This window comes from Paenarthrobacter nicotinovorans (assembly GCF_021919345.1).
In the GTDB taxonomy this organism is placed as follows: Bacteria; Actinomycetota; Actinomycetes; order Actinomycetales; family Micrococcaceae; genus Arthrobacter; species Arthrobacter nicotinovorans.
Window position 1 is genome coordinate 67,129 of sequence record NZ_CP089294.1, and the last position, 24,512, is coordinate 91,640.

The window sequence follows — 24,512 nt, forward strand, 5'->3', positions numbered from 1 at the left end:
CCGAAACGGGGCGGCGCTGGCCCTACTAACCCTCAGCGCCGCCCCTTCAACCCTTTTCTCTGAGGAAAATATGACTAAAACAGCGATTGTCCGCGTCGCCATGAATGGCATCACCGGCCGGATGGGCTACCGCCAGCACCTGCTGCGTTCCATCCTCCCCATCCGCGACGCCGGCGGCTTCACCCTCGAAGACGGCACCAAGGTCCAGATCGAACCGATCCTCGTAGGCCGCAACGAAGCCAAGATCCGCGAACTCGCCGAGAAGCACAAGGTTGCCGAGTGGAGCACGGACCTGGACTCGGTCGTCAACGACCCCACCGTCGACATCATCTTCGACGCCTCCATGACCAGCCTCCGCGCCGCCACCCTGAAGAAGGCGATGCTGGCCGGCAAGCACATCTTCACCGAGAAGCCCACCGCGGAAACCCTGGAAGAGGCCATTGAACTGGCCCGCATCGGCAAGCAGGCAGGCGTCACCGCAGGCGTCGTACACGACAAGCTGTACCTCCCGGGCCTGGTCAAGCTCCGCCGCCTGGTGGACGAAGGCTTCTTCGGCCGCATCCTGTCCATCCGCGGTGAGTTCGGCTACTGGGTCTTTGAAGGTGACGTTCAGGCAGCACAGCGCCCGTCCTGGAACTACCGCAAGGAAGACGGCGGTGGAATGACCACGGACATGTTCTGCCACTGGAACTACGTCCTTGAAGGCATCATCGGCAAGGTCAAGAGCGTCAACGCCAAGACCGCCACGCACATCCCCACCCGCTGGGACGAAGCCGGCAAGGAGTACAAGGCAACGGCTGATGACGCTTCCTACGGCATCTTCGAGCTTGAAACCCCGGGCGGCGACGACGTCATCGGCCAGATCAACTCTTCCTGGGCCGTCCGCGTCTACCGCGACGAACTCGTCGAATTCCAGGTGGACGGCACCCACGGCTCCGCCGTTGCCGGCCTGAACAAGTGCGTCGCCCAGCAGCGCGCACACACCCCCAAGCCGGTCTGGAACCCTGACCTGCCCGTCACCGAGTCCTTCCGCGACCAGTGGCAGGAAGTCCCCGCCAACGCCGAACTGGACAACGGCTTCAAGCTGCAGTGGGAAGAGTTCCTGCGCGACGTCGTCGCCGGCCGCGAGCACCGCTTCGGCCTCCTCTCCGCAGCCCGCGGCGTGCAGCTTGCAGAACTCGGCCTGCAGTCCAACGACGAACGCCGCACCATCGACATCCCGGAGATCACGCTCTAATGACTTCGCTCATCCTTCCCTCCTCCGACGGCGGCACCCGGGAATACCGCCTGCAGGGCGCCACCACCTGGGCCCGCCCCGGCGGGCCGCTGACGGCCCGCCGGGCGTACGCCGCCGCCCACGTCATCCCCGAAGTCCTCGCGGATAACACTCCGGGTGCCCCGGCCCGGCTCGACTGGGACGCCACCATGGCGTACCGCCACGAGCTGTGGTCCTACGGTCTCGGCGTCGCCGATGCCATGGACACCGCGCAGCGCGGCATGGGCCTGGACTGGGCCGCCACCCAGCAGCTCATCAAGCGCACCGGCGTAGAAGCGGCGTCCGTGGTTGCAGCGAACAACGCAGCCACGGCCGGCAAGTCCGTCCGGGACCTTGTCTCCTGCGGTGCCGGAACGGACCAGCTGGACATTGACTCACTGCCCGCAGGCGAAGCCGGCCTGAAGGCCGTGCTCGAGGCCTACCGCGAACAGATCGCCGTGATCACCGAAGCCGGGCCGAAGGTCATCCTGATGGCCTCCCGTGCCCTGGCCAGGGTAGCCAAGGGTCCGGAGGACTACCTGAATGGGTACTCGACGCTGCTGCAGGAGGTGGACCAGCCGGTAATCCTGCACTGGCTGGGCACCATGTTCGACCCCGCGCTTGCCGGTTACTGGGGCTCGGACGACGTCGCTGCCGCCACCGAGACCTTCCTGGGCCTCATCAAGGACAACGCGGACAAGGTTGACGGCGTCAAGGTCTCGCTGCTCGATGCCAGCCACGAGGTGGCCCTGCGCGCAGCGCTGCCCGAAGGCGTCCGCCTCTACACCGGTGACGACTTCAACTACCCCGAGCTCATCGACGGCGACGGCACCCACCACTCCGACGCGCTGCTGGGCATCTTCGCGGCCATCTACCCGGCCGCCTCGGTGGCCCTGCAGAACTACGACGCCGGAAACGCCGCCAAAGCCCGCGAGATCCTGGACTCAACCCGGGAACTGGGCAAGCACATCTTCAGCGCCCCCACTTTCTACTACAAGACCGGCATCGCGTTCATGTCCTGGCTCAACGGCAAGCAGCCCGGGTTCCAGATGGTCGGCGGCCTGCACTCCGGCCGCTCCGTCTGCCACCTCGCCAAGACCTTCGAACTGGCCGACCAGGCCGGCCTGCTCAAGGACCCGGCACTGGCTGCCTTCCGGATGTCTGAATTCTTACAGACAAGCGGGATCTAGATGGACCTTGCCAATCCGCGCCCGAATGAACACGCACGGGTTCTCATCGCATCAGATAAATTCAAGGGCTCCCTTTCCTCACGAGAGGTCGCCGCCCATCTCACTGCTGGTCTTCGCAGCGTGCATCCAGACGTTCAGGTCAAACAGCTGCAGGTCGCTGATGGTGGCGAAGGCACAGTAAAAGCGGTGATCAGTGCAGGCTTCAGCAGCCATCTCGTTCAAGTCAGCGGTCCCACGGGACGTCCAGTTGTCGCAGAATTTGCAACACGGGGCAACGAAGCCGTTATTGAGATGGCAAATGCCGCTGGCTTAGCCCTTCTCCCAGGGGGTGCCTCCGCTCCGCTGACCGCTAGTAGTAGAGGAGTAGGAGAACTCGTCTGCGCAGCCCTCGACCTGGGCTGTAACAAGATCATCATCGGGGCTGGAGGAAGCGCCTGCACTGACGGTGGGGCTGGATTGCTGGCGGCACTCGGTGCCGAATTTCTCGATGCCAAGGGTCAACCTCTGCACGAGGGCGGGGGGTTTCTGATGGACCTCGCCTCCGTGAAACTGGACAACCTGGATAAGAGACTTCGTCGGGCGCGATTCGTTTTGGCAACAGACGTTAACAACCCATTGCTCGGTCCTGAGGGTGCAGCAGCGATATTCGCGCCCCAAAAGGGGGCTACGATGACCGACATCGCGCGCCTCGAAGCCGGACTTGAGCAGCTAGTCGCAAGTATGGAGCAAGAAATCGGTCCTCGGGCTATTAGAGCCGCCGCAGTACCAGGAGCGGGATCTGCCGGCGGGCTCGGTTACGCTGCCATCGCAGTCCTGGCTGCGCAAACCCAACCAGGAGTCGTTGCCTTCCAAAACATCCTGGAACTGAACCACTACATCGCGGACTCAACACTCGTAATAACCGGTGAGGGAAACATGGACGAGCAAAGCCTCGGCGGGAAGCTGCCCCTGGGCATCAGTCGCATCGCTTCAGAACACGGTATACCAGTGATTGCAGTCTGCGGAAACATCGCCCTGGACGCTTCGCAAGTTGAGCTCGCCGGTTTCACCCGGGCCTACTCTCTGCGGGAACTGCAGCCCGATCTGTCCCGATGCATCAACCAAGCTGGGCCACTGTTAGAACAAATTGGGAGCACCATCGGATCTGATCTTCACAAACTGGGTGCATGACAGACACGGCGGGCAGGGCAGGTCGCACGTTGGAGGCAAGAATATGAGCAAATTCCAATACCTTGAGCCCGGCAGCCGAATTGAAGCATGGGACAAAACCGGCACCCGCTGGCAAGGAACCGTAGATATGGCAGACCCTGATCTGGGCGTTATTTGGATCCACACAGACGTTGGGGAACGCAAACTCCTCGACTTCCACGAGCATACGATCCTTGCGCCCTGCCGGTAAATCTGCAACCAGACTCGCTGAGGCTCGTGGTTTTAACGCCGATAACGAATATTCCGTCAAGCTGGGGGAGCAGGCCGATCACTGATTCGTAGCAGAGTTCTGGCACTGCAGTCGGGGACTGTGAAGCCGAGCAATGTCTATCCCTCCGCGCTATCAACCTCAACTTCCATCTTCACCATGATGTTCTCGACCTCGGCGCGCGCCTCGTCCGACAAGGTGGTCCTTGCCAGTACCGATTCATGATCGAGTTCTTCCAGCTCGTTTTCATCAGAGAATCTCAGTGCGTCTGCGTGGTCTGCCAAAAGCTCCGCCGCTACAGCCCGACCGAAGCCCACCTCTTGCAGTTGAATCGCGCGCTCGTCCGTGGTGCCGTACTCGACGAGCGTCGCCACATTGATCCCCGATGCATTTCTTCCAAGCGCCATGACACTGACGTCAATGAAGTTCTGCAGGTACCCCATGATGCGGAACCGTAGGCCCCCTTCTATATCTTTGAGAGTCCATTCGATAATGAGGTTGATGTGCTTCGCAGAGTGCCTGTCGAAGGGCTCAGTAACCAGGCTCTCCTCGCGGGAGTAGTCACGGTAGGTGATTGAACCACGTTGACTGTAGTAGGCAACCGAGCTGGAGATAACACGGCTGATCGGGTCGCCTCGCACCCACCCGCGCATAAGGAGCGCCCAGTAATAGAGACGGCGATCCCATCCATCGGCATCCGCTCTCCTCGGCATGAGAGGGTCTGTTCCCGATACCTCGGTTGTCCTCCAGTCGTACAAGGTGCTGAGCCGTCTAAGAACGGTGAGGAACGTCTGGACATCACTGAGAACGGCGTCATTTGTAACGAGGGGAACAGTAGAGCCGGCCTTTAGTTCGTTCCAGATACGGTCCTGGTATTTCGGGAGGATGTTCGGTGAGCGCCGCAAAACGTCCGTTGGCACGGCAATTGAAGAGGCTGCTTTTCTGAGCAACTCCCGGCCGTCTTTGACCTTGTCGAGGAAGTAGCTGCGAAGCGGTGTCTGCTGGTTATCGAGCTGGTGCAGGGTGAGGATTGACGCGTATTGCTCAACACTTCGCTGCTGGTCAGCCGATGTCGCCGCGGGCAGACTCTCGCCCCGCAGGATCCGCGCTATGTCCGTGTATTCTTTCTTTCGGTTGTTTGCCGGCCTGACCAGAAAGCTCTCCGCCCGGCCAGGATCTGACCGAGAAATCAGTGCGCGCGTCGTCGTTGCCCAGCGGTTATCCTCCTCGCGAACACAGACAACGTTGCCAGAAAAGTCGTATGTGAGACGCCCTGCGCGTCCGGCAAGGTTCTCAAAATCGATCTTCGTAAACAGACTGTTTCCGTGCTTGTCGTTAAGGACGAAGATGTTCTTCGCTGGGAGATTGACGCCCTCCAGTAACGTCGATGTGCACACTACGAACTGGACTGCTGAGTCGGGGTCGGCGAAGGCCTGCTCGACTCGTTCGCGCACCTCTTGCGGCATCTTGCCGTGGTGGAAGGCAACGCCATGACGCAACGTGTTTGCCAGGAAGTAGTCCTTGTGGACGTACTCGCGAACGTGCGCGGCAAGCTCTTCGACCTTCTCATCAGTGACTTCATTTCGACGTTCCGCAAGTCTGAGGGCGAATTCTGCAGACTTTAGCGACCCGTTGATGTAGATGATTGCCTTCCGCTCGCCACTAAGCGAGAGGATGAGGTCCACCACGCCTCCATGTCCCGGCCCGGCCTCGATTTCCCTAGGCTGCGTATCCTGCCCGGAGAAGTAGTACTGCTTTCCGGCGATTAGATCAACGAAATAGCGCTGCTGCGCGACCGTTCGCTCCCGGACGGTGAACGCTCCGTTGACGGCCTTACCAAACAATTCCAAGAAGAGCTCGGGATTTTCAATGCTGGGTGACGCGAACACGAGTTTTGTAGCAAAACGACGAGTCACCTCGACGATCGAGTGGTAGTAGAGCGAGCTTCTTGCGTCGTTTTTTGCAATGACCTTCTGGGCCTCGTCAACCACAAGGTAGTCAATCTCGCGCACAGGGTTGGCGAGATAACGAAGCAGCCGTTCTGGCGTTAGCACGAAAACGGTGCGTCGGTACTTCTGACGCAGCAACTTGGGCAGTGAAGGATAGGTTGCAACGTTCACCTCCGGCACGTCCGCAAGGAGCTTCCGAAGATCGGCCGCCGTCTGCCCGATGAGTGCCTTGGTTGGAACAAGCACGACGACGCAATGATCGTTGAGATCATCGCGACGAACGATGTCATACAGTGCGTCCTTGATGATGAAGGACTTACCGAGCGAAGTTGGTCCCGAAAAGCTGAAGTAGTCCTCGCCGCGCATTTTCTCTGTAATGGCGTATTGGGTATCGGTGAGTGTGGCATCTCCCTTGCTGGTGCGCTGCAACACCTCCTTTGCGATGCGCAAAGTGCCCCGAGAGAGCGGCAGCGCGAAGCGGCTCCCTACACCCTTCTGAAGGGTAGCGATACCAGGGAAATTGCCGAGCTGCACGAGAACCGCTTCGGCAACTGCGAGCAGTCGGTTGCTCAGCTCTTGGTCGAAGCCTGTCGAGGAGTCGTACTCCCGAAGCAAAGCGATCGTCGTGTAGGCGAGTTCTCGGTGACGAGGGTCGCTAGCGTGTGACAGCACGTCCGCGTAGCGCAGCAGGTGCTTTGCCTCAAGCGGATCGACAGCGTGCAAGACCTCCCCTGAAAGGAACAGCTCGGCGACTGCGCGCTCGAGGTTTTCATACGCGGATTGGAAGTCCTCGCGCTCAACAATCATCTCGCTGAGCAGGTCAGCGGCGGTACGCGAGGTCACTTCTTTTTCTTCTCCTTTTGTGGGCGCAGGTTCTTGCCACTCAGCTCAGAGGCGAGATCGATGCGGATGTTCTCGATTCCCCGCAGGCTGCCATTCACGTTTCGCTTCAGGAAGGGGACTGCGTAAATGTGGAACTGGAAACCGCCTAGCCCGCGCTTCTGGATCTCGGTCCGGATGGTTTCAACCTCCGCGGTTATCGTCGATAGTGCGAGCTCACGAAGATAACTCTCGATTTCCTGTGCTGTGTGATCAGCGAACGGATAGGTCGTCACGTCGAGTTCGAAGCCGATGAACACTCCGAAAGCATTCGACTTCGTGATGGTTGGCATCCCTGATGCAGGGGGCAGAAGAATAGAAGCAAGGAGCTCGACTTTCGCCTTGTCGAGGCTTTCTTTCAAGAGTTCGGACTCGACCAGCCAAGTGTCGAAATCGAAGTCGTCCTCCTGGACCTTGCCCATGGACTCGAAGGCAGCCTTCACACCACGGCCGGCACTGGATCCGACCTTACGAGCCGTATCCCCGTACATCTTTGACTCGCCAAATATCAGCTGGTAATTACCTGGCGATGCCTCAAGTAGGTGCACGCCATCAGTACCGTGGACATAGTGCTCCGAAGACGTTTTAAGTTCCATTTTCGAGAGGATCTTGGGCGCACCCAGATGTCCTTCAAGAAAGGAGTAGAGAAGCAGCTCGCCACCTTCACCAGCGTTGGCGTCAGGGGTCTTGAATTGAGTCTGGGTTTTCCTGAAGAACTCACCCATGCGGCTCGGATCGCTGAGCATCTTCTGCAGGTTCTGGCGGGAGAGAACGTAACTGATGCTGTTATTCACCAGTTCTTTGAAGAGCGGCTTCACAGCAAAATCCCCGCCGTCAACGCGAAGCACATGTAGGTGCATGACCGTCTTCTGGTGGATATCAAACCTTGTGGGATCGTAGAAGAGCGCCAAGAAGCGGTCGCGATTCATCAACGAGAGCGGCAGGGCAGGGCTGCTCATTGAGTGGCCACCACCATTCGCCGAGCATGATGTCGAGATGTGGGTTCAAAATCTAAGCCCCTGCGTGAAAACATGTGCCGGCTCCTTCGCGCCAACGGCACGTGTTGAGGTTTTTTGTTTACCCGTCAACGGTACCGGCGACCACCGACACAGGCAGCCCGGCGCTGTTCGTGTCTCCACGGACGTTTTTCCTGCGGGCCGCAACTGGCATATTCATGGACGTACAGGAGTTCTCGCCGCTACTTCTATTCCCGTGCTTTGAACGCCTGCCTTCTGTAAAGCAGTCACGCTGGACCGACAACTGCCCCTGAACATCCTTGCCCAGTGTTCCGTGGGTTCCTGTCCGCGGCAGGAGTTATTGACTCTTGTACATCGGTAGTTGGTCGCTGTAGGTCGGCCCTTGTTGATGGTTCAGCAAGACAACCAGGCGGGGTTGCGAAGTGTCGTGTGCTGATGAGTAGTCGGGATCGCAGGCTGGCTTCTTAAAGCCTCTGAGGACCTCTGCCTGAACACAGTTCCACCCGACGCCTGTGGGGAAGTAACGGAGGAATATGGTGCTGGCTGTTGAGCAACCATTGCCCAGGTCCATCTGGATGCAAAGCGTGTAATCCGTTGCGCCCGGAGGGGGGTCGGATGGCTCCGCATACTGAACTCGTATGGACGGGTATTTTGCCTTAGTTTCCACGTCGCTGAAGCAGATAGCGGGTGTTGACCGGGTGCACCACTTGCCACCTACGGCCGCCGGCATGCCCGGAATCGAAGACGGGCGAGGAGACGAGGGCGCGGCGGCTACCTGGTATTTGAGGGTAATTGTGTAGCCGTTGATGTTCAGGGCTGTATCGGCAGCCGCCGCGAAGCCGTTGGCTGCGGTCTGCAGTCCCGACCAGACCCAGGAAAAAACCTGTGCTATCCCGACGGCCAACATGTCCAGCATTTTGCCTTTGGCGATCCTTTCGAAGACCTTGCCCATGCAGGACATGACAGTGCCCGTAGCGCCGTTGAGGTAATTAGCGGCAGCCTTGGCATTGGTCACGTCAGCCGTGGCCATACTTTGAAAGCCTGCTACACAGTTGGCTGCGTCCACGGCCGAATTGATGGTTTCCATCGGAATCTTGCCGAGCACCTTGGTGTATACCATTCCAACAGTTTCGACGCCGAACCATAGCGCCGTCGCCAGGTAGGCAGGGGGAGAAGGTTGGAGCCGGACGCCTTTCTCTCCACTAGCGGCGTCAACCCGGTACTCCACGGTCTCGCCTGGCCCGATGATGTCGATGACGTTGCCGGGCTTTGAAGGCGCCGTGATGTACTTGGCGAGTCGAGGAACCATTTGCCCGAAATCCAAGCTGCGGGCATTCATAGACAAACCCTTGGTTCTTTCAGCCGAGACGGCGTACCCGCGGGAGTTGTTGACCTTCAGCACGGTGGACCCATCCTGCGACTTCCCCAGACACCATCGAACCCGGCCGCCGTCATCGCTGGCTACCGACACGTTTCCCGCACGGGCTTCAGTTTCGCGATCGCATTTTGGCTGCTCCCCAGTGCCGGAGTCCCTGTAGATTCGGTCCAGCTGTCCGCGAGCCCAATTCATAGCCGCGTCCCAGGCCTCCTTCACCCAGTTAGAGAAGTGCGTGGTGTGAACCATCAGGTCTTTGCCCGAAATCTCGGCGTCCAAGACGTACTGGATTGGATCGTTCGGGTTCTCGTTGAAACCAACGAGGGGTGGCGGTGCACCGTCGGTGATGGCGTCCTTAAATACGAGCGTTGCCTTGCCCGTCAAATGGGCACCCGATAGTTGGATAGCCCACCCGCGGCGGTCCTCCGGGAGATCGACAGGCTTTACCTCGAGTTGTCCACTACCGGTAAAGGCGGAAGCCGGGATACGAATTTCAGGGGACCCGTTGTTGCTGAGCAGCGTCACATCGTTCCCCTGGCTGACGCTGACACTGCCGTCGTTATCCGACCCCACCGCTGAAACCCATGGTGGAGACCACACGCCGGCCAAAACTAATGCAATGGATATTGCACAAACGACCGCCGTCACCGACAGAACTACCCCCAGTACCGTCTTCATATCGACATTCTGAGGGGTACCAGGGGCACTTCGGCTCCACAGTTGCAATATTACGCGACAACGATCTACAGCCACTCGCTCCGTGGGCCCGTCAGGACCCTCGAGCAACTTTGCGGGCACGAATGATTGCACGTTTTCGCATCTACCGTCGGCCTACACATACGCCGACGCCGACAACGGATATTTCGTCCGCCTATGGGGGCCGGCTGCTGAGGAGGTCAAAGGATGGCGGTCGTGACGTTTCAGCCGGATCCGACCCTTTGTACTGGGAGCCAGCCACCGGCTTCAACCGATTCCTAGCAGTTAGAATTCACCAACATCACCGTTCTAACCCGGGGCCCCTTCAATGACTCATCCCTATCCCGCCATGCTGCCTGCACCGCAGCATCCTAAGACGCCCAGGGCTCTAATCATCACGTTGATCGTCATTGGATCACTAGCCGTTGCATCCGTGCTTGGCGCATTCATCTTCTTTGGCATTCAAAGTTCCGCTGCCGCAGCACACGAAGCACAAGCCAGTAGTGCAGCTTCATCGAGGGCAGCGGCGAGCCAATCAGCCGCCGCAGAAGCTGCAAACAAAGCCAGGGCACAACGGGAAGCTGCCGCATCACTGGCCAAGGCTGAGGCGGAGAGGGCCAAGGCAGACCGGATAGCGATGGAAAAGCAGGGTTGGACATATGTGTCCGATTATCTGTACTTCGCCACACCCGAAGAAGATTACCTCTGCCCGTCCACGCGGTACGGGTGCACCTACATGGTCGTGACCAACAACAAGGCCGGGGGATGCCCGAGGGGGATTGGGGTTCGTGCATCGTTCATCTCGGCCAGCGGCGTATCCGTATACAACGGCGCACGCACAACAGGGGCGCTGGCGGCCGGCGAGCAGGCTCAACTGGACTTCACCGACTTATCGGGGCAGGGCGCGTCATTCCGCGTGGACTCAATGTCCTGCTACTAAGACCTCAAACCGCATTCGTCTTGATGACGCTGAGCCCAGATTGAAACCAGGCAACAGAGATCGCTCCGGCCGCCGCGGTCGAACTTGGAAGCGGTGAAATGCGTTGTTCCGGAATCGCGCGCAAACGTGGACAGCAGGCTGACCTGGACCTGCTTCCCGTCGGGTCCTTGGCTCAGGATCTGAATCAATGATTCATCGAATGCATCACCGGCACTCATGCGGCCGCTGGTCCGCAGTTGCCGTGAAAACCCCGAAATGACGGGGCCAGGGCGGCTCTTTGCCCTGCAGAAAACAGGGTCCCGTCGATTGCGTTTAACGCAATAGGCAGCTTTCTACTTTACATAACATCCGTTATCGGCATCCAAAGTACGGGAGTAGAAGTAGCTGCGGGAACTCCCGTCCATCAACGAATCTGGCGTTTCCGCCGGACAAGCAGGCTTTTGTCGAATGCGGACGTGCTGGCGTCCTGGCGTGAACTCGCGCTTGGGTCCTTGCGACTGTCGGTTTCATGCATCTAATGCATGTTTCCATGGTTTAAGGGTCGTTGTGAGTGGTGTCGTTCCGGGTTTTGTCCCGCGGAGGCTGGTGGATCCGGACATTGGGCTGTTCCGTGCTGATGAACGGGTTTTTACGGCCATGCTGGATGGCTGGCGGGCGCAGATGCTTGCCCGTGGCCTCACGACGGACACCATCAAGCAGCGTTGCCAGCTGCTGGAGCGTTTTCAGCGGTTCACGGGTGAATTTCCGTGGCAATGGCGCCCCGCGGACATCGATGATTTCCTGGCCTCGGCACTTTGGCCCAGTGAGCGTGGCGCCCGGATGTCCCTGGGCTCGTTCGGTGATGCGTTCGCTGCCGCGCGGGATGCCGTCGGTCTGCCGCACGAGTTGGGTCTGCATTGCCCGAGGCATTTCTACGTGACGCACCTGGTCGAAGCTGGTTATGACGCGGCCTTCGTGCAGATTATCTGGGGCAGGAACCGGGGTGTCTTTGACGTGCAGCACGGGGCCCGTAACCGTGCAGTTCCGCGTGATGGAGGTGCTTATCTGAAGCTGTCCATCACACGGGATCGCGGGAGGGTTCATGCAGGTTCAACGAGTTTTGGTGTCCGGTTCGCCGCTTGAGTCGTGGACTGTGCTTGATGATCATGGTGTCGTTGAGCCGGTGGAGCGGTTTTTGGCTTACCTGACCGACGTCGAGAGGTCGCCGAACACGCTCAAGGCGTATGCGCATGATCTCAAGGATTGGTTCGTCTTTCTTCGCCACCGCGGCATTGATTGGCGCCAGGTGAGGCTGGAGAACGTCGGCGAGTTCGTCGCTTGGCTGCGGCTTCCGCCTGCCGGGCGCGCCGCTGACGTGACGCTGCTGCCATCGGCTTCCCATCACTGCGGGCCGGGCACGTTGAACCGCAAGCTCGCGGCCGTGAGCGGCTTTTACGTGTTCCACTCCCGTCACGGGGTCCCGCTGGGCGACCTTGTCACCGAGTTCGAAACGGTCCGGTACCGAAGAACGGGATGGAGACCGTTCCTTGCTCACCTTGCCGGGGACAGGCCGCAGCGGCGCAGGATCGTGAAGCTGCGTGAGCCGAAGAGGTTGCCCACGGTCCTGCCTGCGGCGACGGCTCAAGCAGTGCTGGATGCGTGCACGCGGCTGAGGGACCGGTTCCTGTTCGTCCTGCTCTGGGAGTCGGGAATCCGTATCGGCGAAGCACTCGGACTAAGGCATGAGGACATTGCAGTCGCCGAGGGCGAGCTGACGATCCGCCGTCGGGTGAACGCCAACCGTGCCCGGGCGAAGTCCGTTTCGCCGCGCACGATACCGATCGGCGCGGACGTCGTGCGGCTCTACGGCGACTACCTTCACGAGGAATACGGAGATCTGGACAGCGACTACGTGTTCGTGAATCTGTGGGCGGGCCCCCGCGGCCGCCCGATGGGCTACGCGGCAGTCTATGACCTGGTGAAGCGGCTGCGCCGGGACACTGGAGTGGATTTTGACCCGCACTGGTTCCGCCACACCTATGCCACCCGCTTGCTACGAGCCGGGACACCCATCGAAGTGATCAGCAGCCTGCTTGGCCACGCATCGGTCGCAACCACCATCGACGTCTACGGCCACCTCACCGTTGAGGACGCCCGCCGCGCCTTCGAAAAGGCAGGGCTGCTGACCGGAAAAGAGGTCACCTGGTGAGCTCCCTCGCACTGAATGAAAACGAGGACGGTTGCGGTCTGTTGGCTAAACTCATGGCCACCGTCCGGCCCGAATTCAGACCCGAAATCGTGATCCCGGCCCCAGGCTCCCTCGTCTTCAACACCGAGCCCTGCCGGATCGACGAGTGTGAACGGCAACGTACGGTGAAAGGGTTCTGCAAAAGCCACTACAAGCGCTGGCTGGACCAAGGACGCCCCGAATGGGAGTCATTCCTCGCCAGCCCCGGCCCATTACCCGTAGGCGACGGCCCCTTGGCGGCATGCACCGTCACCTGGTGCCGCTTCGGTTCGGCCAGACGCGGCCTCTGCGTCAGCCATCACGGGTTCTTCAGTCGTTCCAGCGAGACCGACGTGATTAAGTGGCTCGCTACCCTCTCACCCGAGCCGGTCATCGAGCGGCCCGAATGCAGGCTCGCGTTCTGCGACCTCTGGGCCCAAGGCAACTCGCCGTTGTGTCTGAACCACAAGTCCCGCTGGCACGCCATTGGCGCACCGGATATCGACGAGTTCGTCGCCCGGTGCGAAAGCGTGGGCCTGGACCGGTTCGATTTCCGATGCCTGGCAGATCGTCCCCAGCTGCGGCTTGAGCTCCAGCACGCCATGCAATGCCGCCACGATGAACGCCGGGCCAGTACCCGCTCCTCCGTTGTGACGCCCGTGATCCGGCTCGTCTCCGACAGCGGCGTCACCTCGCTGCTGGACTGGAATCTTGACCAGTGGGCAGCGTTCTATATCGCCGGCCGGGTGGGCCGCAGTCACCGCCACAACGGGCAACTTGCGTTCCTGCGCTTTGCCTACACCCGGCTCGAAGACCTCGTCGCCGGCACCGGCTGGGAGTCAGAGTATTCCCGCGACGCCTGGGCCCTGCACCGCCTCGGCTACACCGACACCCGCGGCACCCTCCGCTTCGACAAGATCCCGCAACCGTGGCTGCGCCCCCTGGCAAAACGCTTCATCCGATGGCGGCTGACCAGCGGCAGGGAAATCATCCAAGGGCGCGTCGACATCCTCGCCCTGAACCGATTCGCCGCGTTCCTCGCCCGCACCATCCCCCACTCCGACAGCCCGGACTGCATCGACCGCGGCATCCTGGAACGCTTCCTCGCCGAGCTCGCCCGGGACAAACGGGCAGTAATTTCCCGTGGCCGCGACGTCAGCTCCCTGAACGCCTTCTTCGCCGCGATCCGCCGCCACGACTGGGCCAAAGACCTGCCGGCATCGGCGAACTTCTACCCTGAAGACTTCCCACGACCAGCCAAACGACTGCCCAGGGCCCTGGCCGATCACATCATGGCGCAACTGGACCAACCCGAAAACCTCGGCAAATGGACCAGCCCCGACAGCCGGCTACTCACCCTGATCCTAATGCGCTGCGGACTGCGCGTCGGGGACGCCTGCAACCTCGCTACCGACTGCGTGGTCCGTGACGGTGACGGCGCCCCCTACCTGCGCTATATGAACCGGAAGATGAAACGCGAAGCCCTCGTACCCCTCGATGAGGAAGTCCACGCCGCCATCCTCGATCAGCAGCGACGCGTCCGCGAACGATTCCCCGACGGCAGCAACTGGTTGTTCCCGGCCCCGAAGATGAACCCCGACGGAGCAAAACCGCTCACCACGCACTCCTACCGCGGACAGCTTGAAGACTGGCTGGAACGCTGCGACATCCGCGACGAACACGGACAAGAGGTGCGCCTGACCCCACATCAGTGGCGCCACACCTTCGGGACAACACTGATCAACCGCGACGTTCCCCAGGAAGTTGTCCGGGTCCTCCTCGACCACACCTCGGCGGAGATGACCGCCCACTACGCCCGGCTGCACGACACAACCGTGCGCCGCCACTGGGAGGAAGCCCGTAAGGTCAACATCAACGGCGACACCATCACCATTGACCCGCAAGGACCACTCGCCGAAGCCAGCTGGGCCAAACAACGCCTCGGTCGCGCAACACAGAGCCTGCCGAACGGATTCTGCGGGCTGCCGGTTCAGAAGTCCTGCCCGCACGCCAACGCCTGCCTGACCTGTCCCATGTTTGTCACCACCGCCGAGTTCCTCCCCCAGCACCAAGAGCAGCGCCGCCAGACCGTCCAGATCCTGTCCGCCGCCGAAGCCCGCGGACAGACCCGGCTCATCGAGATGAACCAGGCAGTACTGCACAACCTGGACCGCATCATTGACTCCCTCGACGACACCGCACCCGACGAGGCCGCCGGATGAACCGCTCCGACAACAGCCGGCACCTGGTCAAAGCTGCACAGCAGCGCGCGGCGCTCACCAGGTCCAAAGCCGTCCAAGCGCTGCGCACCCTTCATGCGGAAGGCCGCCCGGTCACTTTCGACGCCGTCGCCAGATACGCCCGGGTCTCCCGGTCCTGGCTTTACACCCAGCCCGACCTCCGCGCCGCAATCGAACGCCTCCGCCAAAACCAAGCCGCCCCGGAGCCCACACCGGAATCCCGGCCACAGCGGGCAAGCGAGGCCTCGCTACGGCAACGACTAGAAGCGGCCAACGACAGAATCAGACGACTCAACGACGAGAACCAACGACTGCGACAGCAACTCGCACACGCCCTCGGACAACGCCGCCAAAGTCCATCACCAGACCCCGCGACCATCCCGAATCCATAACGGATCCACGAGAATGGAAGGACAGCCAATGCCACCGTCATGCACGTCCCGGACACACCCACCAACACAAAACCGCAGGCCAGAGGCACACCAGCCCGACGGGCTCAAGATAATGCAGACGCAGGTTGGCCACTCCTATGCGTCGACTACCGGGCTCTATACCTCGGTATCGTCGGACTTCAAGCAGAAAACCGTGCAGCAGATGATTGCACGCCGCATCGCGAACTTGGAGGACCCAGGTGCCTGAACAGCGCCGGATTGGCTACCGCTGGAAACCTGCGAGCCCTGATGACAAAGCAGAACCTCTGGAAGACCACCGAACTGATGCCGCTCCTGAAATCCCGTGGCATCAACCTCTCCGAAAGCCAGGTCTACAGGCTGGTCACCTCGACGCCGGAGCGCATTCCGGCAAAGACATTCGCGGTGCTCTGCGACGTCCTGGGCTGCACCCCGAACGACCTTTTCGAACCTTTCGTGGAGATGCGCGCCGCGGCGACAGCGAACGCCCCGAAACGCAGCGAAGACCTCGGCATCCAACCAGGAAACCCGATCGCACGACGTGTCCGACTCGTCGCTCCCGAAGACGGTGAGTAGGCCACGCAAAGCAGAGGACCCCGTTCGCTGGCCGGTCCCCTGCGGCCGCTGCGGCCAGCACCACCAAACGGTCGCGCGTTGGCCCGACGGCGGAGTCTGCGGCTACTGCTATCAGCAGGCAAAACGCACCCGCGGGGTCTGCGCCTGCGGCCATGACCGGGCCGCCGCCATCCTCATCCTCGTCTTCGGACAACAAGCTGAAAACATCGCACGTCTAACCTGGGACGACATCAGCGTCACCGGCGGCGTGGACCAACGGCCGACTAACGGTCGTGAGCAGTTTCCTTGCTCCGCAGCTTTTTGCCCTTGCCACGGTGTTTCGCTGAGTTGCTAGCCTTGCCGACATCTGCAGCCGTGAAGGTTAGGGCCATCGCTCGGTGGCAACCCTAGCTATGACTTTTCGCAAATTCTGCAGCCGCGGACCAGACAGACCCATCTACAACCGCAACATCACAGTTACGTCAGTGTGGTGTCCTCGACAGGGACAGTTTGCTGTCGTGGCGCGTTGTCCTTTTTAGCGGGATAGCTTCTCCCTGTCCGGCTCCATATCACCGATGTGTCCGGCGGTGTTGGCTGCTAGGACTCGGGCAACGAAGGCGCTGTACTCGTCCATGTAGTGGCGCAGGAATTTCGCGGTGCGTTCATCCTTGACTTCGCCCCCTTCCCCAAACACGTCCGCGTCGTAGTGAACGTATGCTTCAGGCGAATTCAGCTGGGGTGCGTCTAGGAAGCTAAGGATGCTGCGGAAGGATGACTGCATCACGGCGGTGCCGATACTACCCGGGGAGGTCCCGATGATGCCGGTGGGTTTACGGGCGAACGAATTCGATCCCCAAGGACGAGAGCCCCAGTCGATAGCGTTTTTAAGGGCACCCGGAATGGAACGGTTGTACTCGGGAGACACGAAGAGAATACCGTCCGACGCTTCAATGGCACGCTTGAGCGCCCGGCCTTCCGGCGGGAAATCCGCGTCGTAGTCATAGCTATAAAGCGGGAGATCCCTAATCGGAATTTCGCTGAACTCGAGGTCCTCTGGTGCAAGATTTATCAAAGCTTGCGAGAGAACCCGGTTGATAGAGCCGGTTGCCAGGCTCCCCACGAAATATCCGATCCTGTATTTTGCTGCCAAAGTTTCAATCCTTTCTTTTCCGATTTACGGCGGCCGCAGGCTAACTTGTGCGTTGCTGCCGGTTTATGTGGTCAGCCAGCCGAGCCAGGGAAGAAGATCCTGTACTTCGGGATTGCGATTTTCAACGGGAGTCCTCAATGCCTGAGAAGGAAGGGCAGCCTTGCTAAATTTTTCGACGAACGTGCAGTTACCGAGTGGTGTCCGATCTTGGAGGTGGCGCGCACCATGGTTAGTTGACCGCACATGGCAAAACCCGGGGCGGAACAGGTGGAACGAGTGCTTGTTCACGTCTAGACCTTTTGTAGAGCTATGGATACAGCGACTTTCGCTACGATGAAGGGTAGAAAACTTTTACGGCACAGGTGCTTGTCCCGTTTCAGTTCAAAGGCGAATTATTGCGTAGGACTTAACGAGGGTGCTTTTGATACTCCACCGACCGCTCCAGCCGTTCTCAAGGATTAGGACTGTTCCGGGCTTGAGGGTGATGCGTGAGCCGTCATCATGAATCAGTTCACCTTCTCCTTCTAACACGCTAATAAATTCCTCGTATCCCTGATGGACTGTACTAAATTCACCAGGACTCACCCGCCACAGACCAAGCTCCGTTTTGCCGTCCGTAAAAAGCACGTGGGTACTCGCGGCGGGTGTGCCCTGAATGACTCGTTCGGAAGTAATCGAAACCGGTTTTGGCCAGTGTATGGAAGATGCGTGAAGTACGGTGCTCATGCTTTGCTTCTTTCAGAGTCAGAGTTACCAGACTTAGTTTCAAGGCGCTGCATTACACGTCCGGCGGCTCGCTCGCCGCTGCGTATAGCTCCTTCCATTAGGCCTACAAATTCGGGTTCGCTGTATTCGCCGGCCCAGAAAACATCTCCTACCGGCTTTTCCAAAAGAGCTGTCCCCGCTGCCGTTACGCCTGGGGCATGGGCGGCGTAAGCGCCACCTGCCAGTTGGTCCTCGGACCATACAGTGGTCAGCGCGGCAGCGTCCTGTGGGATGGCGAGATCCGTGCGAAGTGCTCGTGCTTTGGCAACCCATTCCGCTGGGCGCTGTTTAAGGTTGGCACGGGTAATGGCTGATGGTGAGCCCATGAAGGCGTTCAGCACCGGGGCCACGGCCCCGGATTCGTCCGTGGCTGTCCAGGTCCAGTAGCGGCCTTCGACGGACATGACAGCACTTGTGGCGGGCTGGGTTTCCAATGGGAGGTGTAGTTTTGCCGCATGTCCTTGAAGAACGTGCTTTAGGGCTGCGTCACGTGCCTCGGTTGTCGGAAGGTTCAGTTGCGAGTCACGGATTACAGCCAACGGAAGAGCAACAACGACGGTGTCGAAAACGGACGTGTCGGTGTCGGTGGTAACAAGAACACCGCCGTCACTAATGTTTTCAACCGCCCTCACGGTTTCGCCGTAACGAACAGCAGAACCAAGTGCAGCTGCCATCGCGTCGGGCAGCCGCTGATTGCCGCCAGCCACCCGCCAGCTGGGTTTGGGTTCGAACGAGGCGATATGTTGTAAGGATCTCGCCGTGACCTCTGATGCGCTCACAGCCGTAGAGATTTCGATTCGGGCACGAAGGGCGTCGACCAGTTCCGGTTCGTCGGGCAACTTGGCAAGCAACTCTTCGGCGGTCCCCTGAAGGCCACTGCCACTGGCTAATTCCAGTGCTTCCCGTCCGGTACGGATAATGTCATCACAAGTGATTCCAGTCGTGTCGCCGGGTTCCCGAACGTAATAGCTCATGCCAGTGTCAACCAAGCTAAGCCCAAACTGGGAAAGCAGCCGCCGCATGGAGGTGTAGCCATCTAGAACGAATTCTGCACCTCGTTCTATCACATAGCTGCCTTTTGGTGTGTCAAGCGTTTCGGACCACACACGACCACCGGGGCGGTTGCGGGCTTCGAATACCGTGACGTTTTCACCGGCTTCGGCGAGTTTTGTAGCAGCTGCAAGGCCAGCCAAGCCGGCACCAAGAATTCCTATGCGGCCCACACAGCCACCTCCGTTTCGTTTTGTTCAGGGGCGAAGACAGTAGAAGACGCTGTTCCCACCCCAGATTAGGTCGCTAGGAGTGCTAACAAAATCATACGAGTATGATAAATCTGTCCTCATTTTTGTACTTCTGAATAGTCGTTGCGGTGTCTGCCGGGTGGCGCGTGGCCGAGTGGATTGTTGCCCTAAAAGCCTCGGCGAGGGAAAGTTCCGGATGTGCTTACCCCCAAGCGACAGGCCGCTGGAGACGTCCAGCCTGACCTCGTGGAGGATTTTCCCGGTTTCATAGCCGGGTTCGTTTTCGGACTCAAGTACGGAATTAGTACAGAAATCATCCTCTAGAACTGTTTGGGACCACTGCGGGGCGCTTCATACTGACTGCTTAGACGTGAGACCGTAACCGCCTTTGCGTTCGCTTCGAAGCAACAGAGCACTTTTATGTCTGAAACATAGCGCGGTAGAGACTCGCGCACCGCCTCGGAAGGAGCCACCGGCATGCCACAGCACACGGGCATATTTAGCAAGGTCATCACAGTTGATCACCGCTGCGAGGTGGATGAACGACTCACCGCCGTGGTCACCGAGGCAATGGCGCATGCGTTACGGACGTCAACCCATGGAATTGTTGTCACGCGTCACGACCAAAGAACGTTCAGTGTCCGCCTTTCGCCGGACATATCCCCAGGGACGACAGTGGAGCGCGATCTCTGGAGAAGCAATGTTGGATGTCGACCGAATATCTAATGTTGGACTCCGTGCTCCTAACATAAGAGTCAATTTCGCCGGCACTCATGCGACGCCTACCGTCACAACTTTGTCTCACCATGGTCCGCGTCTTGCGCTGTCCTTAGCGGAAACTTACTCACCCCCAATGTGCCCACCCACCACAATCAGTCGCTTACAAAACAATCTTCTGAGGACTACAAATGACAGTTGAATCGGCTGTGTTCCCCGCCGCTCCCCTAGAGCGCGAGGCCCCTCTGCTCGCGTCTGTGCCCACCGGCTTGCTTGTTGGCGGCCAGTGGCGGGATGCATCAGACGGCGGAACGTTTGATGTGCGTGATCCTGCTACGGGGGAGGTGCTCGCTACTCTAGCTTCGGCCACTAGCGAAGATGCCGTCGCCGCTCTGGAGGCTGCTTGCGCGGCGCAGACCTCGTGGGCGCGGACCGCTCCGCGGGTGCGAGCCGAGATTTTGCGCCGTGCCTTCGACCTGGTAACAGCGCGATCGGAGGACTTCGCGCTTTTGATGACGTTGGAGATGGGCAAGCCATTGGCTGAAGCCCGGGGCGAGGTTGCCTACGGCGCCGAGTTTCTGCGTTGGTTCTCGGAAGAAACTGTTCGGGACTACGGCCGATACCTCACCACCCCCGAAGGTAAGAACAAGATCCTGGTCCAGCACAAACCCGTAGGTCCCTGCCTGCTGATAACGCCGTGGAATTTCCCGTTGGCCATGGCTACTCGCAAGGTTGCTCCCGCGGTCGCCGCTGGTTGCACGATGGTTCTTAAACCAGCAAAGCTGACGCCGCTAACTTCGCAGCTATTTGCCCAAACGATGATGGAGGCCGGCCTTCCTGCAGGAGTTCTCAATGTCGTTTCTTCCTCCTCGGCGTCGGGGATATCCGGGCCACTCCTGAAAGATTCCCGGCTGCGTAAGGTTTCCTTCACAGGGTCCACTCCGGTCGGCAAGCGCCTGATGTCAGACGCTTCCCGACATGTCCTGCGGACTTCCATGGAATTGGGTGGAAATGCTCCGTTCGTCGTGTTCGAAGATGCAGACCTGGACAAAGCTGTAGAAGGGGCAATGGCGGCCAAGATGCGGAACATGGGCGAGGCCTGCACAGCAGCCAACCGGTTCCTCGTTCAAGAATCCGTGGCGCAGGAATTCACCCGGAAGTTCGCAGCCGCGATGGGTGCCCTCTCCACCGGCCGAGGTACGGACCCTGCCAGTCAGGTCGGCCCGCTGATCAATAACGGTGCTCGCGACGACATCCATGCCCTAGTCACTGCTGCGGTGGACGCCGGCGCTGTCGCTGTCACCGGCGGGGCCCCCGTGGACGGACCAGGCTACTTCTATCAGCCCACCGTCCTCGCCGACGTTCCCAACAATGCGGCGATCCTCGGCCAGGAAATCTTCGGACCCGTCGCTCCTGTCACCACCTTCACTACTGAACAGGACGCAATCAAACTGGCTAACGCCTCGGAATACGGGCTCGCGGCCTACCTTTACAGCCGCGACTTTAACCGGCTCCTGCGGGTGGCGGAGCAGATCGAGTTTGGCATGGTTGGCTTCAACGCGGGCATCATCTCCAACGCCGCCGCCCCCTTTGGTGGCGTTAAACAATCAGGGCTAGGCCGCGAAGGCGGGTCCGAAGGTATCGCCGAATACACCACCACCCAATACATCGGCATCGCCGATCCCTACGAGAACTGAACGACTGGTAGGGGCTTACATGCCGTCTGAACCAGTGAATAATGCGACTTGCTAGGATACAAACGAGCGCAGGCCCACGGCATGCAGTATTTCGGAACGGTGAGTGGCACCATCTGGAAGACCCCTTTGCCGAAGTCATATCCTTCACTGGGCAAGTCACACCGGCGGATGGTGCGAAGCTACTCGCCCCGGTACGTCCGTCCGTCCTCATAGGAATGAGCCATAACCGCCCTACCAATAAGCATCCGCTTCCCGTATAGGCATGGCACAAATCCGTACATACCCTGGCCAACCCGGGTGATCAGATAAAGACGGCTCGGGACGCTGGGGCAGTCCACGTGGAGGGCGAGTTGGCAGTTGTTATTCGTAAACGCGCTGCCGGTCTCACCACGGAAGAGGCGATGGACCATGTGCTGGGGTACACGATCGCGAATGATGTCACGAACGCCGACCAAGGACTTATCGACGAAAAACTCTTCCAAGCCAAAGCCGGTATCAATTACACACCTCTTGGACCTTGGATTGAGACCGACATTAGGGATCCTGAAAAGGTCAACATCACCGTGCGAGTGAACGGCGAGGTTAGGGCCAATTCCGGGACATTCAATCTACCCACGAGCGTCGTGGACTGCCTGGTGTATGTCACTCGCTGGACGACTCTGAAGCCTGGTGACATCGTGATGACGGGGGCGCCGGGTACCTTCGCAGCTGTTAACCCCGGAGACTGCGTACAAATCAGTCTCGAGGGAATTGGTACGTTGACCAGCACAGTCGTCTAAATACTGCAAATAAAGGACCCCTTCCGAGAGGGGTCAGGCACAATCCTTCGCAAGTCCATGATCTGACCCTTGGCGCCGTTCTTCAAGCGGCCCGGATAGTCCGATGTGCTTCGTCACCTAGCCCGACTTCCTTGAGTTCGCCGAGCGCCGGCTCTCCCGAGCTATGAGAAGACGCGGAACATCGGCTGTACCCAACCTCTTAGACGTCTTTGCGTCGTGCCGAGTGTTGGCGCGTGGTGGCAAGGTTCAATATAACGATGCCCCCGATCACTGCAGTAATGGCTGTTATCCTTCCCAAAGTGACTGCCTCTCCGTGGATAATCGCGCCAGCAAAGGCAACGGCTACTGTGCCTAGACCAGACCACGTAGCATAAGCGACGCTTAGTGGTACTGCCCTAAGCGCGCGGGTTAGCAGAAAGAAGGAAAAGGCGTATAGTGCCATGGCCGCGGTTGTCTGTGCCGGGAGTTGAAAGCCTTCGGAAAAGTCGAGAATTACTGTGCCAGTCACCTCGGTGGTTATGGCACTTCCAAGATACAACCAAGCATGAAGGCGATGTCTATGAAGTAACGGCGCACGTTTCTGCCCCCTGTTACCTTTGTCAGCCGCCACGCTTCCTGCCTCTCCTGTGATGATCTGCCGAATCGCTGTGCAAAAGTTCAAGACCGTCCTGACTGGAGTTCGTCGTGCATAGCTACTCATGCCCCCGATTATCAGCCTTCATGGTCTGAACTCGGGAGGCAGAGTTTGAGTCATTGACCGGCTTGGAGGTTGAGGGTGACCACGCCCGTGACCACAAGAGCCAGTCCGATGGCATGTTTCCAGCTGAAGCGTTCATTTCTGAACAGGACGCCAATAACTGCTACAGACGCAGTTCCCAGGCCGGCCCAAAGTGCGTAAGCAATTCCGATGTCGGTGAACTTGAGGATCTGAGCCAAGAGGGCGAAGGCAACCGTGTATAGGCAGGCGACTGCCACAGTCGGCTTGAGTTTCCTGAATCCGTTTGTTTGAGGGAGCAGACTGGTAGCTGCTACTTCCGCAGCGATCGCCAGTAAAAGAAGGGGCCAGATGGTTAATGCCCTCCTTCCATACCTGGTCTGCAAACGAAGGGTGGTCCTGGCGGGGCGTTTCTACGCATACGAAAGATCCCGTTCGGCCGCCTCAACGACGTTTACAAGAAGCATCGCCCGGGTCATAGGACCAACACCGCCGGGGTTGGGTGAGATCCAGGCGGCGACCTGCATAGTGTCGGCATCGACGTCTCCTTGGAGGGCGGCTTTGCCGGTGCTGGCGTCAAGGATCCGTGACACTCCTACGTCTAAGACTATTGACCCCGGCTTCAGGTGTTTACCTTGCACGATCCCCGGTACACCGGCAGCGGCCACGACAACATCTGCGCGCTTTAGCAGCTTGGGGAGATCAGCCGAACCGGTATGCGCTGAAGTGACGGTTGCGTTGATAGCGCGCCGTGTAAGCAGTAGCCCCAGGGGCCGGCCCACTGTCACTCCTCGACCGATGACAAGCACTTCCAAACCGTTGAGAGCGATCCCGTGTCGGGATAAGAGCTCCACGATGGCGTTTGGAGTGCAGGGTAGAGGAGAGGTGAGGTCGCCGCTAACGTTGAGTGCAAGCTTTCCAAGGTTGATCGGATGTAGTCCGTCTGCATCCTTTTGAGGGGAAATTTTTTCCAAGACAGCATTTTGGTCGATATGTGGGGGCAGTGGTAGCTGGACTATGTAGCCTGTGGTTCTGGCATCTTTATTCAGCTCATCAAGAACGCTCTCTAATTCCCTCTGAGAGATTGTCGACGGTAAGTCCCGACGAATGGATTCAATCCCCACTTCCGCACAGTCTCTATGCTTCCCCGCTACATAGGAATGGCTTGCAGGATCATCACCAACGAGGATCGTTCCCAAGCCAACCGTCTTGCCATGGTCCTTCAATGCTGCAATTCGACCCGCGAGTTCGGTTTTCACGGCACGAGCGGTTGCCCTGCCGTCCAGGATGTTGCCGACGTTCTCCAACGGGTTCGGTTCGTGCATGACGTTCTTGGCCATAGGCCTTCCTTTGTAGTGG

20 protein-coding genes and 2 pseudogenes are annotated in these 24,512 nt (G+C 59.4%); 13 read left to right on the forward strand and 9 right to left on the reverse strand.

Annotation, left to right across the window (positions count from 1 at the left end):
- The first annotated feature begins 70 nt into the window (after positions 1-70).
- The 3 genes from JMY29_RS20455 to JMY29_RS20465 are packed head-to-tail and all read left to right on the forward strand — an operon-like array spanning position 71 to position 3,615.
- Positions 71-1,237, forward strand: a complete 1,167-nt coding sequence (locus JMY29_RS20455; RefSeq protein ID WP_016359409.1) for a Gfo/Idh/MocA family protein — start codon at positions 71-73, stop codon at positions 1,235-1,237.
- Positions 1,237-2,445 carry a dihydrodipicolinate synthase family protein gene (locus JMY29_RS20460; protein ID WP_016359410.1) on the forward strand — a complete coding sequence of 403 codons (1,209 nt, stop codon included), beginning with the start codon at positions 1,237-1,239 and terminating at the stop codon, positions 2,443-2,445. The genes JMY29_RS20455 and JMY29_RS20460 overlap by 1 nt, the downstream gene beginning before the upstream one ends.
- Positions 2,446-3,615 (forward strand): glycerate kinase, encoded by a 1,170-nt coding sequence (locus tag JMY29_RS20465; protein ID WP_016359411.1) that lies wholly within the window; start codon positions 2,446-2,448, stop codon positions 3,613-3,615.
- A gap of 366 nt (positions 3,616-3,981) precedes the next feature.
- Here JMY29_RS20465 and JMY29_RS20470 read toward each other — a convergent pair whose 3' ends face one another.
- The 3 genes from JMY29_RS20470 to JMY29_RS20480 all read right to left on the reverse strand — a co-directional run bounded on the left by JMY29_RS20470 (position 3,982) and on the right by JMY29_RS20480 (position 9,720).
- Positions 3,982-6,654: a DEAD/DEAH box helicase gene (locus tag JMY29_RS20470; protein ID WP_016359412.1), complete on the reverse strand. Its 2,673-nt coding sequence runs from the start codon at positions 6,652-6,654 to the stop codon at positions 3,982-3,984.
- The gene (locus tag JMY29_RS20475) at positions 6,651-7,649 is read right to left on the reverse strand and encodes a HamA C-terminal domain-containing protein (protein ID WP_016359413.1); all 999 of its coding nucleotides are present in this window, start codon (positions 7,647-7,649) and stop codon (positions 6,651-6,653) included. The genes JMY29_RS20470 and JMY29_RS20475 overlap by 4 nt, the downstream gene beginning before the upstream one ends.
- A 355-nt stretch (positions 7,650-8,004) precedes the next feature.
- On the reverse strand, positions 8,005-9,720 hold the full coding sequence (locus JMY29_RS20480; RefSeq protein ID WP_181968425.1) for a hypothetical protein: 1,716 nt from the start codon (positions 9,718-9,720) through the stop codon (positions 8,005-8,007).
- Between the two features lie 367 nt (positions 9,721-10,087).
- On the opposite strand from JMY29_RS20480, the gene JMY29_RS20485 reads away from it, so the two are divergent.
- From JMY29_RS20485 to JMY29_RS20515, 7 genes and pseudogenes are all read left to right on the forward strand, one after another.
- Positions 10,088-10,678, forward strand: a complete 591-nt coding sequence (locus tag JMY29_RS20485) for a hypothetical protein (protein WP_189076539.1) — start codon at positions 10,088-10,090, stop codon at positions 10,676-10,678.
- 546 nt (positions 10,679-11,224) lie between these two features.
- Positions 11,225-11,800, forward strand: a complete 576-nt coding sequence (locus JMY29_RS20490) for a hypothetical protein (protein WP_189076546.1) — start codon at positions 11,225-11,227, stop codon at positions 11,798-11,800.
- Entirely contained in the window at positions 11,760-12,866 is a 1,107-nt protein-coding gene (locus JMY29_RS20495) for a tyrosine-type recombinase/integrase (protein WP_016359417.1), read from the forward strand. The genes JMY29_RS20490 and JMY29_RS20495 overlap by 41 nt, the downstream gene beginning before the upstream one ends.
- A 53-nt stretch (positions 12,867-12,919) precedes the next feature.
- Complete coding sequence (locus JMY29_RS20500; RefSeq protein WP_189076544.1) at positions 12,920-15,106, forward strand: tyrosine-type recombinase/integrase; 2,187 nt, start codon at positions 12,920-12,922, stop codon at positions 15,104-15,106.
- Complete coding sequence (locus JMY29_RS20505) at positions 15,103-15,516, forward strand: DUF6262 family protein (RefSeq protein ID WP_016359420.1); 414 nt, start codon at positions 15,103-15,105, stop codon at positions 15,514-15,516. The genes JMY29_RS20500 and JMY29_RS20505 overlap by 4 nt, the downstream gene beginning before the upstream one ends.
- Before the next feature lie 112 nt (positions 15,517-15,628).
- A pseudogene (locus JMY29_RS20510) lies at positions 15,629-15,763 on the forward strand (tyrosine-type recombinase/integrase); the annotation flags it as partial.
- A pseudogene (locus JMY29_RS20515) lies at positions 15,756-16,110 on the forward strand (helix-turn-helix domain-containing protein). The pseudogenes JMY29_RS20510 and JMY29_RS20515, both read left to right, overlap by 8 nt.
- A gap of 514 nt (positions 16,111-16,624) precedes the next feature.
- On the opposite strand, the gene JMY29_RS20525 reads toward JMY29_RS20515, so the two are convergent.
- The 3 genes from JMY29_RS20525 to JMY29_RS20535 form a co-directional block, all read right to left on the reverse strand.
- Positions 16,625-17,239 (reverse strand): NADPH-dependent FMN reductase, encoded by a 615-nt coding sequence (locus JMY29_RS20525; protein WP_016359423.1) that lies wholly within the window; start codon positions 17,237-17,239, stop codon positions 16,625-16,627.
- Positions 17,240-17,620: 381 nt separating this feature from the next.
- Positions 17,621-17,965 (reverse strand): cupin domain-containing protein, encoded by a 345-nt coding sequence (locus tag JMY29_RS20530; protein WP_016359424.1) that lies wholly within the window; start codon positions 17,963-17,965, stop codon positions 17,621-17,623.
- Entirely contained in the window at positions 17,962-19,227 is a 1,266-nt protein-coding gene (locus JMY29_RS20535; RefSeq protein WP_016359425.1) for a flavin monoamine oxidase family protein, read from the reverse strand. Before JMY29_RS20535 ends, JMY29_RS20530 begins: the two co-directional genes overlap by 4 nt.
- A 926-nt stretch (positions 19,228-20,153) precedes the next feature.
- On the opposite strand from JMY29_RS20535, the gene JMY29_RS20540 reads away from it, so the two are divergent.
- Genes JMY29_RS20540 through JMY29_RS20550 form a run of 3 tightly spaced genes read left to right on the forward strand, consistent with a single transcriptional unit; the run spans position 20,154 to position 22,438 of the window.
- On the forward strand, positions 20,154-21,659 hold the full coding sequence (locus tag JMY29_RS20540; protein ID WP_166842588.1) for an NAD-dependent succinate-semialdehyde dehydrogenase: 1,506 nt from the start codon (positions 20,154-20,156) through the stop codon (positions 21,657-21,659).
- 41 nt (positions 21,660-21,700) lie between these two features.
- Positions 21,701-21,919 carry a DUF2437 domain-containing protein gene (locus tag JMY29_RS20545; protein WP_229778673.1) on the forward strand — a complete coding sequence of 73 codons (219 nt, stop codon included), beginning with the start codon at positions 21,701-21,703 and terminating at the stop codon, positions 21,917-21,919.
- Between the two features lie 45 nt (positions 21,920-21,964).
- On the forward strand, positions 21,965-22,438 hold the full coding sequence (locus tag JMY29_RS20550; protein ID WP_229778681.1) for a fumarylacetoacetate hydrolase family protein: 474 nt from the start codon (positions 21,965-21,967) through the stop codon (positions 22,436-22,438).
- A 199-nt stretch (positions 22,439-22,637) separates the two neighbouring features.
- On the opposite strand, the gene JMY29_RS21005 is transcribed toward JMY29_RS20550, so the two are convergent.
- From JMY29_RS21005 to JMY29_RS20560, 3 genes are read right to left on the reverse strand one after another with little or no spacing between them, the layout of a single operon-like run.
- A complete protein-coding gene (locus tag JMY29_RS21005) occupies positions 22,638-23,138 on the reverse strand; it encodes a DMT family transporter (protein WP_016359429.1) in 501 nt (166 codons plus the stop codon).
- Positions 23,139-23,188: 50 nt separating this feature from the next.
- On the reverse strand, positions 23,189-23,539 hold the full coding sequence (locus JMY29_RS20555) for a DMT family transporter (protein ID WP_016359430.1): 351 nt from the start codon (positions 23,537-23,539) through the stop codon (positions 23,189-23,191).
- 27 nt (positions 23,540-23,566) lie between these two features.
- Positions 23,567-24,493, reverse strand: a complete 927-nt coding sequence (locus JMY29_RS20560) for a bifunctional methylenetetrahydrofolate dehydrogenase/methenyltetrahydrofolate cyclohydrolase (protein WP_016359431.1) — start codon at positions 24,491-24,493, stop codon at positions 23,567-23,569.
- Positions 24,494-24,512: the final 19 nt, after the last annotated feature.